This window comes from Sphingobacterium lactis (genome assembly GCF_011046555.1).
Classification (GTDB): domain Bacteria; phylum Bacteroidota; class Bacteroidia; order Sphingobacteriales; family Sphingobacteriaceae; genus Sphingobacterium; species Sphingobacterium lactis.
This window is the reverse complement of sequence record NZ_CP049246.1, coordinates 618686-639340: the sequence shown is the minus strand read 5'-3', so window position 1 is coordinate 639340 and position 20655 is coordinate 618686. Positions and strand designations below refer to the sequence as shown.

Annotated in this window: 15 protein-coding genes; 10 read left to right on the top strand and 5 right to left on the bottom strand. The window is 45.8% G+C overall.

What is annotated here, in order from left to right:
- Nucleotides 1–197: 197 nt before the first annotated feature.
- From G6N79_RS02825 to G6N79_RS02780, 10 genes are all read left to right on the top strand, one after another.
- Nucleotides 198–1286 carry a DUF4407 domain-containing protein gene (locus tag G6N79_RS02825; RefSeq protein WP_103906479.1) on the top strand — a complete coding sequence of 363 codons (1089 nt, stop codon included), beginning with the start codon at nt 198–200 and terminating at the stop codon, nt 1284–1286.
- Nucleotides 1287–1339: 53 nt separating this feature from the next.
- Nucleotides 1340–2515, top strand: a complete 1176-nt coding sequence (locus G6N79_RS02820; protein WP_103906478.1) for a DmpA family aminopeptidase — start codon at nt 1340–1342, stop codon at nt 2513–2515.
- Complete coding sequence (locus tag G6N79_RS02815) at nt 2484–3581, top strand: serine hydrolase domain-containing protein (RefSeq protein WP_103906477.1); 1098 nt, start codon at nt 2484–2486, stop codon at nt 3579–3581. Before G6N79_RS02820 ends, G6N79_RS02815 begins: the two co-directional genes overlap by 32 nt.
- A gap of 12 nt (nt 3582–3593) precedes the next feature.
- Nucleotides 3594–4346, top strand: coding sequence for a cysteate racemase (cuyB, locus tag G6N79_RS02810; protein WP_103906476.1), 753 nt, complete (start codon nt 3594–3596; stop codon nt 4344–4346).
- A gap of 74 nt (nt 4347–4420) precedes the next feature.
- Entirely contained in the window at nt 4421–4933 is a 513-nt protein-coding gene (locus G6N79_RS02805; RefSeq protein WP_234993202.1) for an ecotin family protein, read from the top strand.
- Nucleotides 4934–5236: 303 nt separating this feature from the next.
- Complete coding sequence (locus G6N79_RS02800) at nt 5237–8554, top strand: SusC/RagA family TonB-linked outer membrane protein (RefSeq protein WP_103906474.1); 3318 nt, start codon at nt 5237–5239, stop codon at nt 8552–8554.
- Nucleotides 8555–8578: 24 nt separating this feature from the next.
- Complete coding sequence (locus G6N79_RS02795) at nt 8579–10174, top strand: RagB/SusD family nutrient uptake outer membrane protein (protein ID WP_103906684.1); 1596 nt, start codon at nt 8579–8581, stop codon at nt 10172–10174.
- A gap of 2 nt (nt 10175–10176) precedes the next feature.
- Nucleotides 10177–11064 (top strand): zinc-binding metallopeptidase, encoded by an 888-nt coding sequence (locus G6N79_RS02790; RefSeq protein ID WP_103906473.1) that lies wholly within the window; start codon nt 10177–10179, stop codon nt 11062–11064.
- 5 nt (nt 11065–11069) lie between these two features.
- Nucleotides 11070–12365 carry a DUF4302 domain-containing protein gene (locus tag G6N79_RS02785; protein WP_103906472.1) on the top strand — a complete coding sequence of 432 codons (1296 nt, stop codon included), beginning with the start codon at nt 11070–11072 and terminating at the stop codon, nt 12363–12365.
- A gap of 103 nt (nt 12366–12468) precedes the next feature.
- Nucleotides 12469–13881: an aldehyde dehydrogenase family protein gene (locus tag G6N79_RS02780; RefSeq protein ID WP_103906471.1), complete on the top strand. Its 1413-nt coding sequence runs from the start codon at nt 12469–12471 to the stop codon at nt 13879–13881.
- Here the strand turns inward: G6N79_RS02780 and G6N79_RS02775 are convergent.
- The 5 genes from G6N79_RS02775 to G6N79_RS02755 form a co-directional block, all read right to left on the bottom strand.
- Nucleotides 13878–14210 carry a Rieske (2Fe-2S) protein gene (locus G6N79_RS02775; RefSeq protein ID WP_146060622.1) on the bottom strand — a complete coding sequence of 111 codons (333 nt, stop codon included), beginning with the start codon at nt 14208–14210 and terminating at the stop codon, nt 13878–13880. The genes G6N79_RS02780 and G6N79_RS02775 overlap by 4 nt on opposite strands.
- Before the next feature lie 222 nt (nt 14211–14432).
- A complete protein-coding gene (typA, locus tag G6N79_RS02770) occupies nt 14433–16238 on the bottom strand; it encodes a translational GTPase TypA (protein WP_103906469.1) in 1806 nt (601 codons plus the stop codon).
- Between the two features lie 199 nt (nt 16239–16437).
- Entirely contained in the window at nt 16438–17628 is a 1191-nt protein-coding gene (gene kbl / locus G6N79_RS02765) for a glycine C-acetyltransferase (protein ID WP_103906468.1), read from the bottom strand.
- A gap of 127 nt (nt 17629–17755) precedes the next feature.
- A complete protein-coding gene (locus G6N79_RS02760; RefSeq protein ID WP_103906467.1) occupies nt 17756–18916 on the bottom strand; it encodes a dipeptidase in 1161 nt (386 codons plus the stop codon).
- On the bottom strand, nt 18913–20649 hold the full coding sequence (locus G6N79_RS02755; protein WP_103906466.1) for a serine hydrolase domain-containing protein: 1737 nt from the start codon (nt 20647–20649) through the stop codon (nt 18913–18915). Before G6N79_RS02755 ends, G6N79_RS02760 begins: the two co-directional genes overlap by 4 nt.
- Nucleotides 20650–20655 lie beyond the last annotated feature (6 nt).

Below are 20655 nucleotides of genomic sequence, written 5' to 3'. Positions count from 1 at the left end.
ACCAGACAGTAAGGTAAAAAACCTGTTTTGCTCATTATACTTTAATAGTTTGTTTCAATTTTGTGCAAAGGTAAGTATTATATTATAAGTTTTGTAATGATATGGCGACTACAAAATCGTAAGAAAATCTAAAATTTTTACCATCTTCGTTGTAACAAAGTTAGCGTGTTAGCGTCTAACTGACAAAGATTTATGATATGAAGGAATTCTTTTGGTGGTGCTCAGGCGTACATCGGGAAACATTGGATCGGTATCCTGAAGAACACAGCAAATACATCAGCATTGGTGCGACGATATTTTTTACAGGATTATTTGCTGCATTAGCAGGAGGATATGCCTTGTATTTCGTGTTCAGTGGCACCTCGTTTGCCATTTTCTACGCGTTAATTTTCGGGGCGATCTGGGGTTTGGCGATCTTTAACCTTGACCGTTATATTGTTTTGAGTATTGACAAAAGTCGAAAACCCTGGATGCAATTTCTCCAGGCGCTGCCAAGGATCTTGCTCGCCATCCTGATCGGTATGATCATTTCACGTCCCCTGGAACTGAAGATCTTCGATAAGGAGATCAAAGAATATCTCCGTGCGGAATACCTGGTGCAGCAGAATGCGAAGATAGACACCTTGAATAAAACATTTGCCAATAAATATAAAGTGGAATACAGCCAATTGGCTTCGTTGAAAGTACAGGCTGATACCATGGAATCGAGCATCAAAACTGCACGGCAGAAGATGAACCATGAAATCTTCGGAACAAAAACGGAAGAAACTTCCGGTGTGATGGGCTATGGCCCCTATGCGAAGATGAAAGAAGCCGAACTGATCAAACAGGAGGTGTATCTGGACTCATTGCGCAGCCGTATCCAATTGAAGGAGACCGATCTCCTGCAACGGAAAACCGCAGAAGGGTTAATGAACCAGCGCATATTGTCCGATAAAACCCTCGATAGTGCCATCAATGTAGCGGGGTTTGCCGACCGGAATGCCGCGTTGAGCAATCTCCATAAAAAGCCTGATGGCACCGTCAATAAATCTACGGAATACGCCGTTATCTTCATAGCGCTCTTATTTATCTTCTTCGAATGCTTACCGGTTTTCGTTAAATTGATGAGTGGGAAGGACTCGTACGACAATGCGTTGAAAAATCAACGGGAAATCCATGATTACGAATCCGACACGGGTGTGAATGTGGAGAAGACAGCGATCGATAAGATCGACGATTACCGAGTGGAAGCGTCCATAAAACGCCGAATGGATAAGCTGCAGCAAGAATTTGCGGAAGAGTAGACCGCCTATTCAAAGAATTCTGTATACTTGCTCATCTACATGAATCTAACACTATGAGCAAACGCTATTCTTTGGTGGCTCTCGCCATCATGCTGTTTTTCCAGATGGGAAATGCCCAGGAGAAACGAGGTCGCGCACGCGATTTCGGCCTGCAGATTGGTATTTTACCCACTGGCACCCACAATGCGATCACCGATGTGCCCGGCCTCTCCGTAGGCCAAAAAACCCTGATGGCTGGCGACTCCATTCGAACGGGAGTAACCGCAATCATTCCTCATCAGGGCAACCTTTTTCAGGAGAAAGTCCCAGCGGCCGTATATGTAGGCAATGGCTTCGGTAAAATGATGGGGATCTCCCAGATCCAAGAACTCGGGAATATAGAAACACCCATTCTCCTGACCAACACCTTAAATGCACCAATCGTAGCCAATGGCTTAATCGACTATATGCTGGCCCTGCCGGGCAACGAACGGGTAAAATCCGTCAATGCTGTCGTCGGAGAAACCAACGATGGGGGGCTGAATGATATCCGGGGTCGTCATGTGTCGGCGGATGATGTGCTTGCCGCAATCGCTGCTGCCTCTACCGGACCGGTTGCCGAAGGAAACGTCGGCGCAGGGACAGGAACGGAGTGTTTAGGATTTAAGGGCGGTATCGGAACGGCATCGCGGAAATTGCCGGCATCACGCGGCGGCTATACGGTCGGCGTGTTGGTACAGACCAATTTTGGCGGGGTGCTGTCCATCAACGGCGCGCCTGTAGGTCGTGAACTCCATAATTTTTATATGCAGGAACCGAAGGAAGCCCATAAAGTCGATGGGTCCTGCATGATCGTAATAGCAACAGATGCCCCGCTTTCTGCGCGAAACTTGGAGCGTCTGGCGAAACGATCCTACATTGCTTTCGGAAATGTAGGGGCCTTCTCTTCCAATGGCAGTGGCGACTATTCCATCGCTTTTTCGACAAATCCAAAGAATAGGATTCCCCATGAATCCGATAGCATCGAACTGAATGCTACATCGGTTGGCAATGATTATATGTCTCCTTTGTTTATGGCAGTTTGGGAAGCGACAGAAGAGGCTATCTTGAACTCGATGTTTATGGCAGAGGATGTGAAAGGGATCCGTGGGAGAACGGTCCGTGCCTTGCCAATTGCGGAGACCCTGCGGATTTTGAAAAAATATAATGCCTTAGAATATGATAAATTGCCCAAGGCTGTTTCAAAGTAGTGTACTGCTGCTGTTATTACTCCTGGCTAGCCCAAGCTGCGGTCAGGATCGGCATTCGGACATCGCGCGCATAGCTGCTATGGCTGAGATTCCGGGCGTACAGGTTGCCCATGTAAAAGGAGGAGCTACAGCATTGTACAGTTATGGCGTCAAACATGTGACCTCTCAAGAGCCAGTCCATGACCAGACTGTTTTTCAAGCGGCTTCTCTAACAAAGGTGGTTGCGGCCTATACATTCTTTCGACTGCTCGACCGGGGGTTGATTTCGCTGGATACACCGCTATATTCGTACTATCCCTATGACCGGCTTCTTGAGAACCCAAACCGAAATAAAATTACGGCACGAATGGTGCTGACGCATCGAACAGGGTTGTTGAATTGGGAAGGTGATGTGCCATCTGAGGCCTGGCGGGCTACTCCGCTAACCTCGCAGTTTACTCCCGGCACAGATTATATGTACTCCGGTGAGGGGTTTTATTTCCTTCAGGAAGTGATGGAGCAGGTGACCGGAAAGTCTTTTCGCACACTAGTTGAGGAAGAAGTGTTGCGCCCGTTCGGTATGGGCAATTCAGCGATTCTGTGGCAAGATGGGTTGGATACAGCGGCGGCCTATGGCCATTTGGCGAACGGAAACGCCCGGCAGATGGGCAGGTATAAAAAAAGTAATGCAGCGTACACCCTTTATACCACCGCAGCAGATTATGCCCGATTCATACGGAAATTTCTGTTCGAGGGGTTTGGGCTGAAAGAGAGCACATGGCAATTAGCGATGGAACGGGCCGGGGAAGCTAAAAAAGGGAAAGAAGGCAGTCCAGAGGATGCGTATGTACCCTGCACCCTAGGTATGCGCATGCAGATCAATGAAGTTGGTACGGCTTATTGGCACACCGGATCCAACCCGGGGTTCAGGTGCTATTTTCTTGCCTATCCCAAGGACCAAGAAATCCTGGTTGCCTTTACAAATTCTGACCGTGGATTTGCCACCATGCCGGCTATATTGGCGTTATTTTTGAATACTAAACAAACGTTCTGGGCATATGCCTGGCGAAATGGAGAATTAGACTAAAAAATATACAAGATGATAGGTATAGTAGGAGGTGTTGGACCCTTAGCTGGGGTCGACATCGTTAAAAAGATTATTGAAGAAACCAATGCGCGCCGTGATCAGGATCACCTACCCGTTTTGCTTTCCTCTCAATCCCATCGCATTGCGGACCGCACGGAATACCTGTTGGGGAAAGTAATGGAAAATCCCGGAGTTGCGATCGCTGAAATCGCAAGGGAGCTCGAACAGGCAGGGGCAACCGTTCTAGGCGTGCCATGCAATACGGCCCATGCTCCTCGGATTTTCGATGTAATCAAAGAGCAGTTGCATGCTTCTGGTTCAAACGCGAAGTTGCTGAATATGATTGAGGAAACAGCAAACTTTATCAGCGAGCACTACCCACAGGCTTCGGTTGGCGTCCTTTCTACGATTGGCACCCGGAATACGGGGCAATATAAAAATGTGCTGGAACGATATGGCTTGACCTGCGTAGAGCCCAATGATGCGCTGCAAGAAAAGATCCATGCCGCTATATATGATGAAACGTACGGTATTAAGGCGTATTCCTCGCCGGTTACCAACCGAGCGCATGATGAATTGGTAGCCGCAATCCAAGAGCTGAAGGGGCAAGGGGCACAAGTCATCATCTTGGGCTGTACGGAGCTCCCTCTGGCTTTGCGTGAGAAGTCCTATTATGGATTGCCCGTGGTTGACCCCAATAGAATCCTTGCACGCGCGCTAATCGCCAATATCGCACCGGAGAAACTAAATCCATTGGCGGAATAAACAAGTTTTGTTCATCTTTGTTTATATTTCGCGATATTAAATTAACAGACACAAAAAAATAAATGAAAATAGCTATGAAAACGTTGTTTCGCTTACCATTTCTAATGACCCTGCTGATGGGGGTTATTTTTGCAGTACATTCTGCAAGTGCACAGGAAACTTTGACCAAGGTTGACCCCCAGATTTTTCCAAAACCTGAAAAAGGGTATAAGATGATGGTCATTGATGTGCCTTATTCAGATCGAGATCAAGACAAACGTATTGAATTCAGTGTCGGTAAGATGATGGAAGTTGACGGATGCAATCATTTTGGGTTAAATGGGGAAACGACACAGCTGGATTTGCAAGGTTGGGGATATACATATTATGTGTTTAAGACCGATGGACAAGTGATAGGCACGCAGATGGGCTGTCCAGATGCCGCTAAACGGAACCTTTTCGTGTCGGCACAGCCCACCGCTGTACGCTATAACGGAAAGATGCCGATCATAATTTATATTCCTGAAGAATATGACGTGCAATTCAAAATATTCAGTGCTACCGAGGGTACCTACCGAGCAATGGAATACAGTCCTTCCAAAAAATAAGGTCACGACAATTTAAAGAAACGCCCGATCCAAGATCGGGCGTTTTTTTTATGCCTTCTAGAGAATCCTACTCAATTATTAATGTTACATAAAATTAACTTCTCATAGGTTAAATACTTAAAAAGGCTAATTCTGTTTGTTTTAAAGGTTTCTGTTGTATCGATGTTAAGGAAAATTTAAGTTATTATTTTAATTATAAAAAGTAATTGTTAAATTAGAGTTTAATAAACCAGTATTAAAAACAAGCCAAATTACCAGTAAACTTAATTGTTTAACATTTTTAATTATTAATCTAATTATGATATGAGAAGATCGCTATTCTTATTACTATTGCTTCTGGCCTGTAGTTTTTCCATTGGGATTGCTATGGCGCAGGCACAAGAGGTCAAAGGGCGGGTTGAAGCTGCGGGAGCTGGGCTTCGACAAGTTACCGTTACTGTCCGCGGCACCGGAGCGCAAGCAGCAACTGACGAAAAAGGAGAATTTACTGTCCGGGCAGGTATAGGTTCTACCTTAGTATTTACGCACTTTGGTTATCAGACCAAAGAAGTTACCCTTCAAAATTTAAATTATCTAACCGTGACGTTGGAAACCTTGGATGAGGCCATCGAGCAGGTTGTCGTAACAGGTATTGGTATGCAGGTGGATAAGCGCTTGTTTACCGGGGCGACGACCAAGATATCGGGGTCTGCTACTGAAATCGGCGGTAACCTTGATCCAAGCCGTGGTTTGGAAGGTCGGGTTTCCGGGGTATCGGTGTCCAATCCGACCGGAACGTTCGGTACGGCGCCACGTTTACGGATTCGGGGGGCAACCTCTATTTACGGTAGCTCCAAACCACTTTGGGTGGTCGATGGGATGATCGTGGAAGATGTCGCCGACGTTTCCAGTGATGAACTTTCCTCAGGGGATGCATTGACATTGATCAGTTCGGCTGTTGCTGGTTTGAACGTGAATGATATCGAGTCCTTCCAGGTGTTGAAGGATGGTTCGGCTACATCCATCTATGGTGCGCGCGGTATGGCGGGTGTAATCGTTATTACCACCAAGCGCGGTGCTGTTGGACGAAGCACCATCAACTACACCGCAGAATTTACCTCACGTGCTGTTCCTCGGTATTCGGAATTTAACATCATGAATTCACAGGAGCAGATGTCGGTATACAAGGATATCTATGACAAAGGATATTTACGGATGGCGGCAACATCGAACGCTTCCAATTCCGGTATTTATGGTAAGATGTACGAACTTATCAATACGGGAAAAATGATTAATGATCTGAACACCACCCAGGTGGAGATGAACAAATTTTTGCGTGAAGGCGAATTCAGGAATACCGATTGGTTCGGCGAGTTATTCAGCAATAACATCCAGCAGAACCATGCCATTTCCCTGTCTTCGGGTAATGAAAAATCACAATACTATGCATCATTAAGTTTTATCGATGACAAAGGATGGTCAAAGCGGAGTGGTGTAAAACGCTACACAGCCAACTTAAATGCGAATTACAACATCCTGAAGAACTTAACCTTAAACTTGTTGGCCAACGGGTCGTCCCGTGAACAGGAAGCGCCGGGTACCGTGGGACAATCCACGGATGTTGTCTTTGGTGAAGTAAAGCGGGATTTTGAGATTAACCCGTACTCGTATGCGATGAATACTTCGCGGACCCTGGACCCGAATACATTTTATACCAGAAATTTTGCGCCGTTCAATATTCTTCATGAATTGGATCAGAACTATATGGATGTCAATGTCAATGAATTGAAGTTTGTGGGTGATCTGAAGTGGAAACCCATTGAAGGCATGCAATTAGGTGCTTTTGCCGCGTATCGGATATCCAGTACGACGCAGCACCATTATATTAAGGATCGCTCCAACCAAGCTATGGCGCATCGCTGGGCACCTACAACCGTTATTCGGGATGCCAACCCATATTTCTATCGTGACCCGGAGAACCCATTGGCCGTGCCGATTTCCATATTGCCGGAAGGTGGTATCTATAACCGGACGGATCATAAAATATCCGATCAGGTATTCCGTCTGAATGCACAATATGATAAAGTTATCGATAAACACCGCATGTTTGCCTTCTTGGGTGGAGAGGTTACTTCCTTAGAGCGTAACAATACATGGTTCCGCGGCTGGGGTCTCCAGTATGATCTAGGCGAAAGCCCATTCTCCTCCTACATGGCTTTCAAGCGTGGGCAGCAGGAAAACACACCGTACTTTTATATGGGGAATTCCCGCTACCGTCAGGTCGCAGCATTCACCTCCCTCATCTATACCTATGATGAGCGCTATACCTTCAAAGTGGATGGTCGTTACGAAGGTACGAACCGCTTTGGAAAGACAAGGCGATCGCGATGGATGCCAACATGGAACGTGTCGGGTTTATGGAATGTGCACAATGAAGAATTCTTTAAAGAATCTCAGGATCTGATTTCGCACTTGGTTTTAAAAGCTTCATACAGCTTGACCGGTGAGCGTGGCCCTGCAAGTGTGACCAACTCACGTGTGGTTATCGGACCATTCAATCCTTGGCGTCCTGTTTCTACGGACAATGAATCTGGCCTACAGATCGATCAGCCTGAAAATGCTCAGTTGACCTATGAAAAGAAAAATGAGCTCAACATTGGCGCGAATATCGGTATGCTCAACAACAGGTTGAATGTGGAATTTGATTATTTTACGCGGAATAACTTTGACTTGATCGGTATCATCAATACCCAAGGTACGGATGGTTTCACCAGTAAAATGGGTAACGTGGCGGAGATGAAATCCAACGGTATTGAGTTAGCGATCGAGGGGCGAATTATCCAAAGCGATAACTTCTCCTGGTTGAGTAGGCTTAATTATTCCCACTTCAATACCGAGGTGACAAAATTGAAGACCCGAAGCCGTATGATCGATTTGATTACGGGTACTGGTTTTGCCAGGGAGGGAGCACCAGAGCGTGGTCTTTACTCCATTCCTTTTGTTCGCTTAACCGACGAGGGCCTTCCGGTATTCATCGGATCTGATAATACGGAAACCACTACAGGAATCTACTTCCAAGAACGTGATCTGTTGGACTTCTTGAAATACGAAGGACCTACCAACCCAACCGATATCGGTGGTTTCAGCAATACGTTCACCTACAAGAATTTCAGCTTAGGCGCATTGATCAGCTACTCCTTTGGTAATGTGGTTCGCCTGAACCCGGTATTCCGCAATGGATACTCCGATTTAGTGGCTACACCAAAAGAATTCTCCAACCGCTGGATGGTTCCTGGTGATGAAAGCCAAACGAATGTACCGGTTATCCCTTCACGTAGACAGAATAATGTGTATGGTGGGGATCTTCAGTATGCATACAACTCCTATAACTATTCCACTGTCCGCACAGCAAAAGGTGATTTTATCAGGTTGCGTGATGTGTACTTGACATACTCCTTGCCAAGAGACATGGTGAACCGTTGGAAGTTGAACAATATGTCGGTGCGTTTGAATGCGTCAAACCTCTTCCTGATCTATGCAGATAAGAAGTTGAATGGACAAGATCCGGAGTTCGTGAACTCAGGAGGTGTGGCCTCCCCAATCCCGAGACAGTTTACCATGACGTTGCGTGTCGGACTATAGTAAATGATCAATAGACAAAAAATTATGAAACTGAATAAAACATTATATACTATAATTCTCGGGGCTTCCCTGTTCGGAATGAGTTCCTGCGAGAAGTTCTTGGAGCGTATGCCGGATAATCGGGCAGAAGTCGACTCTAAGGACAAAATCAAGAAATTGTTGACTTCGGGGTATGCCGAAAATGCCTACCTGATGTCAGCAGAGTTTTCTTCCGACAATGTGGATGATTATGGCGCAACCAATCCCAATAGTGCGCGGGTGCTTATGCAATTATTCCGTTGGGAAGATGTAACCGAGCTCGGTAATGACATGCCGGCGTCTGTTTGGGATGCCAACTACAAAGCTATCCTAGCGGCCAATACGGTCTTGGAATCGTTGGAGGAGATGGGAAATCCAGGGGATATGTCTGCCCAAAGAGGGGAAGCCTTGGCCATCCGTGCCTATGGCCATTTCGTGCTGGTGAATCTATTTGCACAACATTACAGTAAGAGCTTTGGTGCAACCGATTTGGGGATTCCATACATGGGTTCGGTGCCTAAGGAGTTGAATCCGCAGAACGAGCGTGCCACTGTGAAGGAGGTTTATGACAATATTGTCAAAGATTTGGAAGAGGCCGTGCAATTGGTCGAGGATGCCGAATATGGTGCTACACCGAAGTACCACTTCAATGTGGCGGCCACCAATGCGTTCTTGGCGCGGGTGTTTCTATATATGGGTGAGTGGCAGAAAGCAGTGACGTACGCTGATGCAGCGATCGGCAAGGATCCTTCGGGAATGATGCGCAAGAACAGGCAATTGGCAACTAGGCCGATTACGGGGGTTACCGATTTGGCCGTTTTCTACAACTCAAGCTCGGAAAATGCAAACCTGCTGCTGCAGACCGCCTATTCAAACCAAGGGCTCTATTTTGGAAATTATTATGAGGGCTCCCGATTCAGCCATGGAGGACTCATTGCTAGTACCGAAACATTTATGTCCGATACGCCGTGGGGGAAATATCGATCCTCAGCGTATGTGCCGAGAGTATTTGAGTATGCAGGAACCAATTTGGATAAGGTTCTTGTGGCGCGCGTTTCCTTTATGTTTGAGTATACAGATCCTGTTGCACAAATTGGATATGTCAGAGCGGTGTATGCGCCTTTTACGGTTGAAGAAGCTATGCTGACCCGTGCCGAAGCACTGATCCATTTGAATCGCTATGACGAAGCTTTGGCCGATATGAACCGCTGGAAGAACAACAGTATGCAGGTAACTACGCCAAATATGACTGTCGAGAGTGTAAATGCGTGGGCAACCACCGGTCCAGCGAAGGATTATTTCACGGCACGTAAGCCTACGCCGAAAAAGAAATTCAATGCAGATTTTAAAATCGATGCCGGTACCCAGGAAAATATGTTGCATGCAGTCTTGCTGATTCGTAGATTGGAAACCATGCACATGGGCTTACGCTGGTTCGATGTAAAGCGTTATGGCATTGAAGTCGAACGCCGCGTATTGTCCTCAGATGGTACAGTTGCTACCGTAGAAACAGCGACTATGTTGAAAAAGAGAGACCCACGGAGAGCCTTGCAGATACCAAAAGATGTTATCAGTGCAGGTCTAAAACCAAATCCTAGATAATTATGAAAACACAAAATATTATCCAATTATTAGGTGCCGCTATGCTCTTGTTTGCAAGCTGCTCCAAGGATTCCATAAGCGGAGATAGCATCTTTGTTGATTCAAAAGTTGAACTCAATGAACTTGATGCTTATATCAAGAAAAATTTTACGGATCCCTATAATATCGGACTCCTGTATAAATATGTAGATACCGAGTCGGATATGAATTATAACCTGAGTCCAGCAAATTATGAAAGTTCCATTCGGTTGACCAGATTATTCAAGTACCTGGGGTTGGAGCCCTATGATGAATTAATGGGCAATACCAACTTTTTGCGCGGTTACTTTCCAAAGATGTTGAATTTCATTGGTTCCAGCGCCTACAACAATAACGGTACCCGCGTTCTGGGAACTGCAGAAGGCGGTCGTAAAATCACGATGTACAATGTGAACGGATTAACGGAAACTACAGGTCAGAACCCTGTTTTCCTGAACAACGAGTACTTCCATACGATGCACCATGAATTTGCGCATATTCTCCACCAGAATAAGGATTATCCACGTACATTCCTGACCATTTCCGGAACGGATTATATCCAAGATAGCTGGAGTACGGAATATCGCACAAAATTGCCGCAAACTGATGGTTTTGTGTCGGCATATGCCTCGAAAGAAGCCAATGAAGATTTTGTGGAAACCTATTCATTCTACATCACCATGACGGCAGCACAATGGGAGGCCATGTCGGCAAGTGGTGGGGCCGCAGGCAAGGCCAAGATCGACGCCAAGATGAACATTGTCCGCAATTACATGCTGACGACATGGAAACTCGATGTGGATAAACTCCGTGAAATTATTATTAGACGTCAGGAAAAACTTCCTGAATTTGATCAATTGAATATTAAATAAAGACTATGAAATCAACATTAAATATAACCGTATTGCTGCTGGTCTTGCTTTCGCTTTTTTCATGTAAGCGGGAGATGGACCTGGTGTTCGATGAGAATGCATCGGTGAGGATAAATAAGTCCGTTGAGGAGGCATATGATGTGTTGCAAGCCAATAAAGGGGGCTGGTTGATGAAATACTTTCCGAGCAACACCCGGGAGTTCGGTGGCTATACCCTTTTTGTCCGTTTTGATAACAATGCCCAGGTAACCTTGGTGTCGGATATTGACGTAACCCCTACGCAAAGCACCTATTCCATTGTTCCGGAAGCTGGCGCCATCCTTTCTTTCAATGGCTTCAATAAAGTCATCCATCGGTATTCCGAACCTGGGATCGATAGTGGAGATGGTGCACCGGATTCAGGAATGAAAGGCGACTTTGAATTCCTGGTGCTGCATGCATCGGCTGATTCTGTCGTATTGAAAGGGAAGAAGTCTGCGAATACCATCCGCATGTATCCATTGAAGGGCAATGAATTCAGTACACTTCCTCCAACCTATCAAGAGGCAGGTTACAAATTCCATGAATTTACCACGTACAAATTGGAACGCAAGGACAAAACCCTTACGGATTTACGGACCAGTTACCGCACCTTTACCGACACCAAAGTGTCGAATAGCCCTATTATCAGTTTCCGTGTCATTCCAGGCGGACTGGAGCTTTATGAAGAGCAGGAACTGGATGGCGTAAAATTCGATAAGATGACTTTCGTCGCCCCAAGTGATGCCTATCCCTATGGCTATTACACCGAAGCTACAAAAAGTATCAAGATTGTTCCCGCTGCAACACCGTTGAATAGGTACTTTACGGAAAACCTATGGTCCGTAACGTTTGATGGGTTAGGCCCTGTCGGTAAATTCTACTGGACGGAAGGGCGTAACAAATTAACGACAAACAACTTGGTGCTCAATCAATTTATCATCGGGACGTTGGAATCGGGCGGAGAAAAATATGAAGGCGTAATCTATATTATGAATGGCGGTGCAGATCAGGGATTGATAATCCACAGTTTTACGCTGATAGAAGGAACTACAGATCAAGTCAAAATGACTTTTGGTGGGTCGCTCTATACCTTGCTAGGTGACTTCGGTGTACCGTATTGGGGAAATGGGTTGAGTTCGTTCTCCGATATCTTGCTCGAAAGAACCTTTAAGATTACGGGGGATGGGTCCGCGAAGCCTGAAGAATTGTTGCTGACCGACGTGGAATTGGAAGAGAATACGATTAGGGTCTATGCAGAAGACAAGCCTGCATTTCCATAAGTCACTTTCATTTCATTCATCATATCTATGTCAAGGGAGGTAATAATACCTCCCTTTTCTCATGAGATTCAGTATATTGTAGTGCTTAAATTTTCGACTACACATGACTTCCTACGCGACACTTTCAGAAATCGACAGCATTTATGCCCAGCAAGTTGCTCACAAATCCACTATAAAGCACAGTACTGCGGAGAAGCGTACGGTGTGGATAAAAAAAATGTTGGAAGAAATTATCAAACGGGAGAAGGATATAGAACAGGCTTTATACCGCGATTTCCATAAATCTGGAATGGAGACGGCATTGACGGAGGTGCTTGCCGTGTTGGTCGAGTTGCGGCATATTGCGCGGAATCTGAAATCCTGGATGAAGAATAAATCCGTCCGGAGGGCGTTGATTTTCCCCAATGTCAAAGCATATCTTCATTATGAGCCCAAAGGGAATGCCCTCATTATTACACCTTGGAATTATCCATTCCAATTACCCATGGTCCATCTGGCGGCGAGTATTGCTGCCGGCAATACCAGCATGCTCAAGCTATCGGAATTTTCTCCACATACAAATACCGTCATCAAGGAAATTATCACCGCCATATTCCCTAAGGAGCATGTGGCGATTATAGAAGGCGCGGTAGAGGAAACTACCCATCTGCTGAAAAAGAAATTTGACCACATCCATTTCACAGGATCTCCTGCCGTGGGTAAAGTGGTCATGGAAGCTGCAAGTAAGCATTTAACCGATATTACATTGGAATTGGGCGGGAAATCTCCCGCAGTGATCGATAAGAATGTCAATCTGCGGCAGGTCGTGAAAAACCTGATCTGGGCCAAGTACGTGAATGCAGGACAGACCTGTATCGCTCCGGATTACCTGTTGGTGCACCGGCAGCAAAAAATGGAAATAGAATCCCTATTTAAGCAAGAATTGGAAGAAGCCTTCGGGACAGACCCAAAGAATTCACCCGATTATGCACGAATCATCAATGAGAAGCAATTCAAGCGTCTAGAGGAGGCGCTGTCCGAAGCGAAGAGTTTGGGTGCGGCAGTGGTAAGTGGAGGCGTAGTGGACAGTAAAGAGCTATATATTGCCCCTACGGTTGTTTCAAATGTGGCCGCGACAAATGCACTCATGCAGGATGAAATCTTTGGACCGATTCTTCCCATAGTCTATTATTCCCAAGTGCAAGAAGCTATCGACTTCATCAATAAAAAGGAAAAGCCCTTGGCTCTGTATGTTTTCAGTAAAGATTCAAAGTTTAATGACCATGTCATTCGGCATACCTCAGCAGGGTCTACCTGTGTCAATGATGCATTGGTACAGATTATGCACCCCCAGTTACCTTTTGGTGGGGTGAACAATTCGGGTATCGGACAATCGACGGGTAAATTTGGATTCCGATCTTTTTCCCATGAGCGCGCTGTGGCAGATGTGCAGCTTCGACCCATCAGTTCACTATTCTGGTTTCCCTATACGGAGAAAACAAATAAGGTGCTGCAGTGGATCCGCAAGGTTATCTAACCGAAGATCTTATTCCATAGGCTTTTGTCGATACCGATGTAGTAATCGCCATTCTCTTTTTTTAACGGATATACCCGGATGTAATTGTGCTGTTGTTCATCACCGGCTCCCGTTTCGATATTGAAGCGGTGTCGATGGAAAGGGCATATCAATTTGCCGCCTTCGCACCAACCCTTGGTTAGGTCAGCACCTGCATGGGGACAGCGGCTGGAAGTCACGGATATAACGCCATTCTCACTGATCAAACAGAGTTTCTTGCCTGCTACGTGCAAAGCCTTTACATAATTCCTGCTTTCATCGATCTTTACCGGTACCTTATGCCATTCCATCTTGTGCTTATTTTTGTAGATGCCGCCCAAAAAGGCTGCATGCAGTAAATGTAGGGAAATTATTTAGGACTTCATGCCGTGAGTAATCTCCGGAAAATTGAAGAATGCCCACGATGCATCAGGGCATCATAAAAAAAGGACCCTCCGAAAGAAGGGTCCCTGTATAGTTGAACAGTCGTTTTGGCCAAAGTAGGCCAGGGAACTGAATGCGTTCGCTGTAGCTTATACGAATTTCTTCGCGTTTACTTTACGCTCGTTTTCAGAAAGGTAAATCTTACGAAGACGGATGCTCTGTGGAGTTACCTCAATGTATTCGTCCGCTTGGATATACTCCATACATTCCTCTAAAGAGAATTTGATAGCTGGAGCAATACGCGTATTGTCATCCGAACCGGAAGCACGCATGTTTGTCAATTGCTTACCTTTGGTCACATTGATCGTTAAATCATTGTCACGGATGTGCTCGCCAAGGATCTGTCCTTCATAGATCTCAACACCTGGATCAACGAAGAAACGACCACGATCTTGTAATTTATCGATGGAGTAAGCCGTCGTAGAACCTGTATCCAAGGAAATCAATACACCTGCCAAACGACCAGGGATGGTACCTTTCCAAGGCTCGTACCCTTTCAAGCGGTGTGCCATTACAGCTTCACCTGCTGTAGCCGTCAATACGTTGTTACGCAATCCGATGATACCACGTGAAGGAATGGAGAATTCCAAGTGTTGCATTTCACCTTTGGATTCCATGATCAATAACTCACCTTTACGCTGAGTTACCAATTCGATAACTTTACCAGAAACCTCAGCAGGAACATCAACTACCAATTCCTCGATAGGCTCATGTTTCGCACCGTTGATTTCCTTAACGATTACCTGTGGTTGACCCACTTGCAACTCGTAACCTTCACGACGCATTGTTTCGATCAATACGGATAAGTGAAGAATACCACGTCCATAAACTAACCAAGCATCAGGAGATTCAGTAGGAACAACGCGTAGAGCCAAGTTCTTTTCCAATTCTTTCTGTAGGCGGTCATAGATATGGCGAGAAGTAACGAACTTACCTTCTTTACCGAAGAAAGGAGAGTTGTTGATGGTGAACAACATGTTCATTGTTGGTTCATCAATGTGCATTACTTCCAATTGTTCTGGGTTATCGAAGTCAGCGATGGTATCACCGATCTCGAATCCTTCAATACCTACTACGGCAACGATGTCACCGGCATGTACTTCAGAAACTTTCACACGGCCTAAGCCTTCGAACAATTGCAATTCCTTAACACGGGATTTAACGATTTTACCATCACGTTTCACTAAGGAAACAGGTTGGTTTTCTTTGATCGATCCACGAACGACGCGGCCGATAGCAATACGACCTACGAATGTAGAATAATCCAAAGATGTTACCTGCATCTGCAAAGTACCTTCGGAAACCTTAGGTGCAGGAATATGGGTAATGATTGCTTCCAACAATTCGGTGAAGTCGGTCGTAGGTTTTGTCCAGTCGGTAGACATCCATCCTTGTTTTGAAGAACCGTATAATACAGGGAAATCCAATTGGTCTTCTGTTGCGCCTAAGCTGAAGAACAAATCGAATACATTTTCGTAAACTTCGTCAGGGCGACAGTTTTCTTTGTCTACCTTGTTTACCACAACGATAGGTTTAATACCTAACGCCAAGGCTTTTCCTGTTACGAAACGAGTTTGCGGCATGGGACCTTCGAAGGCATCCACCAATAGAACCACACCGTCAGCCATTTTCAATACACGCTCAACCTCACCACCGAAATCGGCGTGACCAGGGGTGTCAATAATGTTGATCTTGGTGTCTTTGTATTTTACAGATACGTTTTTGGAGACGATTGTAATACCACGCTCACGTTCCAAGTCATTGTTGTCCAGGATTAACTCACCTGAATTTTCATTGTCCCTGAATTGGTTCGTGTAGTGTAAGATCTTGTCAACAAGGGTAGTTTTACCGTGGTCAACGTGCGCGATAATCGCTATGTTTCTGATATTCTGCATTGAGCAATAATGTGTTACAAAAATTAAGAGGTGCAAAGATATATAATTTGCGCTTCTTTTTTTAGAAATTGCTATTAATATTTTATTAGCTTCTGATTTATTTATGATTAATTCTCAAAGACTTGGCTCCAAAAACCGGTATAAAACCAAAAAGCCGTAGACAGGCTACGGCTTTTTGAATATCCAGATGGTGTCCTGATTATTTCAATACACCCAATTCCTTACCTACTTTTGTAAAAGCGGCAATCGCTTTATCCAAGTGCGCACGTTCATGCCCTGCAGAAATCTGCACGCGGATACGCGCTTTCCCCTGAGGAACAACAGGATAATAGAAACCGATCACATATATGCCCTCTTCCAGCATTTTGGCTGCAAATTCTTGCGCCAACTTCGCATCGTATAACATCACAGGCACAATAGGATGGAAGCCCGGTTTGATATCAAATCCAGCTTCGGTCATTTTCTCGTGGAAGTATTTGGTGTTGTCTTCCAATTTATCGCGCAATTCCGTTGTTTCACTCAACATATCCAAAACCGCTACAGAAGCACCGGCGATTGCTGGAGCCAATGTGTTGGAGAATAAATAGGGGCGAGAACGTTGGCGAAGCATATCGATGATCTCTTTGCGTCCTGAGGTAAAACCGCCCGAAGCTCCACCCAAAGCTTTGCCAAGTGTACCGGTGATAATGTCCACACGGTCGATCACATTGAACAATTCATGCGTACCGCGGCCTGTTTTTCCGATAAATCCTGAACAGTGCGATTCGTCGATCATCACCAAGGCTTCATATTTATCTGCGAGGTCACAGATTTTATCCAAAGGAGCAACCGAACCGTCCATGGAGAATGCACCGTCCGTAACGATGATCTTATGGCGAGCACCAGAAGCAGCCTTTAGTTGTGCTTCCAAATCCTCCATATCACAGTTTTTATAACGGAAGCGCTGTGCCTTACATAAACGCACGCCATCAATGATGGACGCGTGGTTCAGCTCATCGGAAATGATTGCATCTTCGGCACCCAATAAAGGTTCAAAGACACCGCCATTGGCATCAAATGCAGCTGCGTAAAGGATGGTATCCTCTGTTCCCAAGAACTTGGAAATCTTTGCTTCTAATTCTTTGTGGACATCCTGCGTTCCGCAAATAAAACGTACCGAGGACATACCATAACCATGGGAATCAATTGCTGCCTTTGCCGCTTCAACAACCTTCGGGTGTGAAGATAGACCCAGGTAGTTGTTCGCACAGAAGTTGATCACTTCTTGACCGGTACTTACTTTGATATCGGCCCCCTGTGGGGTAACAATAATGCGTTCTTCTTTATATAAACCTGCATCCTTAATTGCTGCAAGTTCTTTCTCAAGGGCTGGTTTTAATGTTTTGTACATAATTTTCCTGTTTATGAGGCATAAAGATAACCTTTTTTTATGTCTTCATGTTACGGAAACGTTTGCCCAAAATACAGGAATGGGAAGAAATACCCTGATTAGCAGCTTTTCCCCAAGTTGCTTGTCTTTAATTTTCATTTTCCTGAAGGAGGCGTAGGAAATTGAGCCCCATGATCTTTGCGACATCCGTCTTGCTATATCCCCTTTCCAATAAAGCTTCGGTTAAAGTTGGAAATTTAGAAACATCCTCCAGTCCTTGGGGTGGTGATTCAATGCCGTCAAAATCCGAACCTATCGCCACATGATTTATGCCGACCTTGCCCACCAGGTAGTCGATGTGCTTCAGGACCGTTTCCATGGGGGCATTGGCAAGGTGCCGCTGTTTGGGTGTCAATGCTTGGTACATCTTGCCTATTGATGGTGCTTTCTCTCCCTTCGGGATCGAGTGCTTTTGTTTATATAGTTTTCTGACACGCTTGGTATAATCGGAATCCAAAAATTCAGAGTAAAAATTGACGCCAATGACGCCGCCATTTTTCTTCAGGGCTTCCAATTGTTTGTCATCCAAGTTCCGATAGTGTGGGGTTAGGGCTGCAGCATTGCTGTGGGAAACCAGTACGGGTTTGGTACTGATGCGCAGGACATCGTAAAAGGTCTGCTTTCCAGCATGGGAAAGGTCGATCATCATGCCGAGTGCATTCATCTTTTGGATAATTTCCTCACCTTTCTTCGTTAATCCTTTTCCGGTATTGCCCTTGGTTTTCACTTCTTCAGCAGCGGCCGTTACCCAAGGTAGGTTGTAGTTCCAGGTCAGCGTCAGGTATCTTGCACCACGGTTGTATAACTTTTCCAGGTTGTCCGTGCTGCCTTCGATCATATTGCCTCCCTCAATGCCGATTAATGCAGCGATTTTCCCCGACTTTTGAATCCGCTCAATGTCTGTGGAATGTTTCGCGAGGGCAATTTTGGTGGGATTGTTCTGAATTACTTTTTCCAACGCGTCGATCTGTTCATTGGCATGTTTGAAGGCATTGGTTTTCCATTTTTTATCGTCAGACCATACCGCAAACACTTGCACATCAACCCCGCCCGCTTGCAACCTAGGGATATCGGTGTGGCCGGTCTTCATGTGTTTGCCAATATCTCTGCCCGGCAGGATGCTTGTGATAAGGACATCGTTGTGCCCATCGACGACCAGGATGTCCTGGTGGAAGGTTTTGGCATCCTGTGCTTTCCCGAAGCTGAGCATACTCAGTAACAGCAAGGTTAATGCGGCTGGCTTTTTCATTTCTTTGCTTGGTTTATGGTTTCATATATGGCATCCTGAATCCGGCTGCGTACATTCAGGTCCAATAATCTTGTGGATACCTGTGGGTGCACGCGGTTGGAGAGAAAAATGTAGATCAATTGGTTGCTCGGGTCAATCCAGATGCATGTCCCGGTATATCCGGTATGACCATACACGGAGCTATTCGCCAACTTTGACGGATAGCCCGCTGTAGATTTTGGATCAAAACGGTCGAAACCCAGTCCCCGCCGGCTAGTTTTGGATTGGCGCGACGTGAATAGATCGACTGTCTCGGGTTTGAAATAGCGTACACCTCCATATTCACCTCGGTTCAGCAGCAGCTGACCGTAAATGGCCAGGTCGTTAGCGGAAGCAAAGAGCCCGGCATGACCCGCAACGCCGCCCGCCATGGCCGCTCCTTCGTCGTGAACAAAGCCCTGCAGCAAGACCTTTCTAAAAGCCGTATCCTGCTGTGTTGGCACAATCCGATCCTTAGCAAAACGCTTGCGTGGCAAGTACCCTGCAGTTTTCATACCGATCGGACGGTATAGGATTTCCTGCACATAATCCTCCATTGGTTTGGAAGTCTCGTGCTCGGCAACCTCTTTCATGACATACATACTAATATCGGAGTACACATAGTCTCCGCTTGGTTTTACTGCAGATTGCAGCATGGCTGGCCACATCATGTCCCGATAATAATTGTTCCGCAAGTAGGCCGAATCAGCGACCTGCACCTGATGGTCCTTGCTCGGGAAACGCTGTAAATCCCCTGATTTTAGGTTTTTATAGAACGGGATAAAGGGCGTAAATCCAGCTTCATGCAGCAGGACGGTGCGTAATGGTATTTTGGCCTTATTGGTCGATTTGGCCTGCCATAGGTAGTAGCCCATGGTGCTATCCAAATTGATGATCTTGTTTTCCTGGAGATGCATGACAACCGGAGTTGTTCCCGCAATCTTACTGATGGAGGCTAGATCGTATATATCATCAATGGCATTTGCCTGTTGCTTCCCATAGGTGTGGTAACCATAGGCTTTTTCAAAAATCACCTGTCCATCCTTGACGGCCATCACCATCATGCCCGGAGCGGCTTGTTTTTCGATTGCTTCCTGCGCAATGGCATCGATCTTCCGGGTCATAGTGGTCAAGTCCAGATTCGATTGACGCCCCCCGGTGTATTGCAGTCGCGTCTGTTCGGTTCTGTTTTTGCCCTCCGTAATGGCGAGTCCCCCGAAAATTGACATGGCCATATTCTGCTGACCTGCTGCTGAAGTTTCCGGATTCGTCAATATGCTCGCGAAACGGCCTAAATTCGTCGCAGAGTGACCCAGATTGCCGTAGTTGATGTCCGTCCCAAAGCGACAAAGGATGACATCCTTTTTGTTCACTGCAGACTGAAGGACCATGGCAAGCTGATCTGGGCGGAGGTCTTCAGCACTCCCTGCAACGATGATCGTATTGAAATATTTGGTGTGTTCATCATACCGTTGAAATCCGAAATTGCGGACCTCGGCATAGCGCTGGAGTTGCTGGATGAAAGGTGCATAACGATTGGAATCAGCTGTGATGACGGCGATCTTACGCTTATCGAGTTTCGTGAAGGGCAGCAGCTGTCCTTTATTGTTCAGCAGCTGGGTCCTGTTGTTAATCAATTGTTTGTATTGGGCATGTGTTGCGGTCACACTGCATAATAGCAGGATGCTTAGGACTTGTGCAATACGAATCATCATGGTATT

Coding starts and splice junctions, on each gene's coding strand:
- G6N79_RS02780 (WP_103906471.1), top strand. CDS start 12,469: ATGACTTCCTACGCGACACTTTCAGAAATCGACAGCATTTATGCCCAG.
- G6N79_RS02760 (WP_103906467.1), bottom strand. CDS start 18,916: ATGAAAAAGCCAGCCGCATTAACCTTGCTGTTACTGAGTATGCTCAGC.
- kbl (WP_103906468.1), bottom strand. CDS start 17,628: ATGTACAAAACATTAAAACCAGCCCTTGAGAAAGAACTTGCAGCAATT.
- G6N79_RS02825 (WP_103906479.1), top strand. CDS start 198: ATGAAGGAATTCTTTTGGTGGTGCTCAGGCGTACATCGGGAAACATTG.
- G6N79_RS02755 (WP_103906466.1), bottom strand. CDS start 20,649: ATGATGATTCGTATTGCACAAGTCCTAAGCATCCTGCTATTATGCAGT.
- G6N79_RS02805 (WP_234993202.1), top strand. CDS start 4,421: ATGAAAACGTTGTTTCGCTTACCATTTCTAATGACCCTGCTGATGGGG.
- cuyB (WP_103906476.1), top strand. CDS start 3,594: ATGATAGGTATAGTAGGAGGTGTTGGACCCTTAGCTGGGGTCGACATC.
- typA (WP_103906469.1), bottom strand. CDS start 16,238: ATGCAGAATATCAGAAACATAGCGATTATCGCGCACGTTGACCACGGT.
- G6N79_RS02775 (WP_146060622.1), bottom strand. CDS start 14,210: ATGGAATGGCATAAGGTACCGGTAAAGATCGATGAAAGCAGGAATTAT.
- G6N79_RS02795 (WP_103906684.1), top strand. CDS start 8,579: ATGAAACTGAATAAAACATTATATACTATAATTCTCGGGGCTTCCCTG.
- G6N79_RS02800 (WP_103906474.1), top strand. CDS start 5,237: ATGAGAAGATCGCTATTCTTATTACTATTGCTTCTGGCCTGTAGTTTT.
- G6N79_RS02790 (WP_103906473.1), top strand. CDS start 10,177: ATGAAAACACAAAATATTATCCAATTATTAGGTGCCGCTATGCTCTTG.
- G6N79_RS02785 (WP_103906472.1), top strand. CDS start 11,070: ATGAAATCAACATTAAATATAACCGTATTGCTGCTGGTCTTGCTTTCG.
- G6N79_RS02820 (WP_103906478.1), top strand. CDS start 1,340: ATGAGCAAACGCTATTCTTTGGTGGCTCTCGCCATCATGCTGTTTTTC.
- G6N79_RS02815 (WP_103906477.1), top strand. CDS start 2,484: ATGATAAATTGCCCAAGGCTGTTTCAAAGTAGTGTACTGCTGCTGTTA.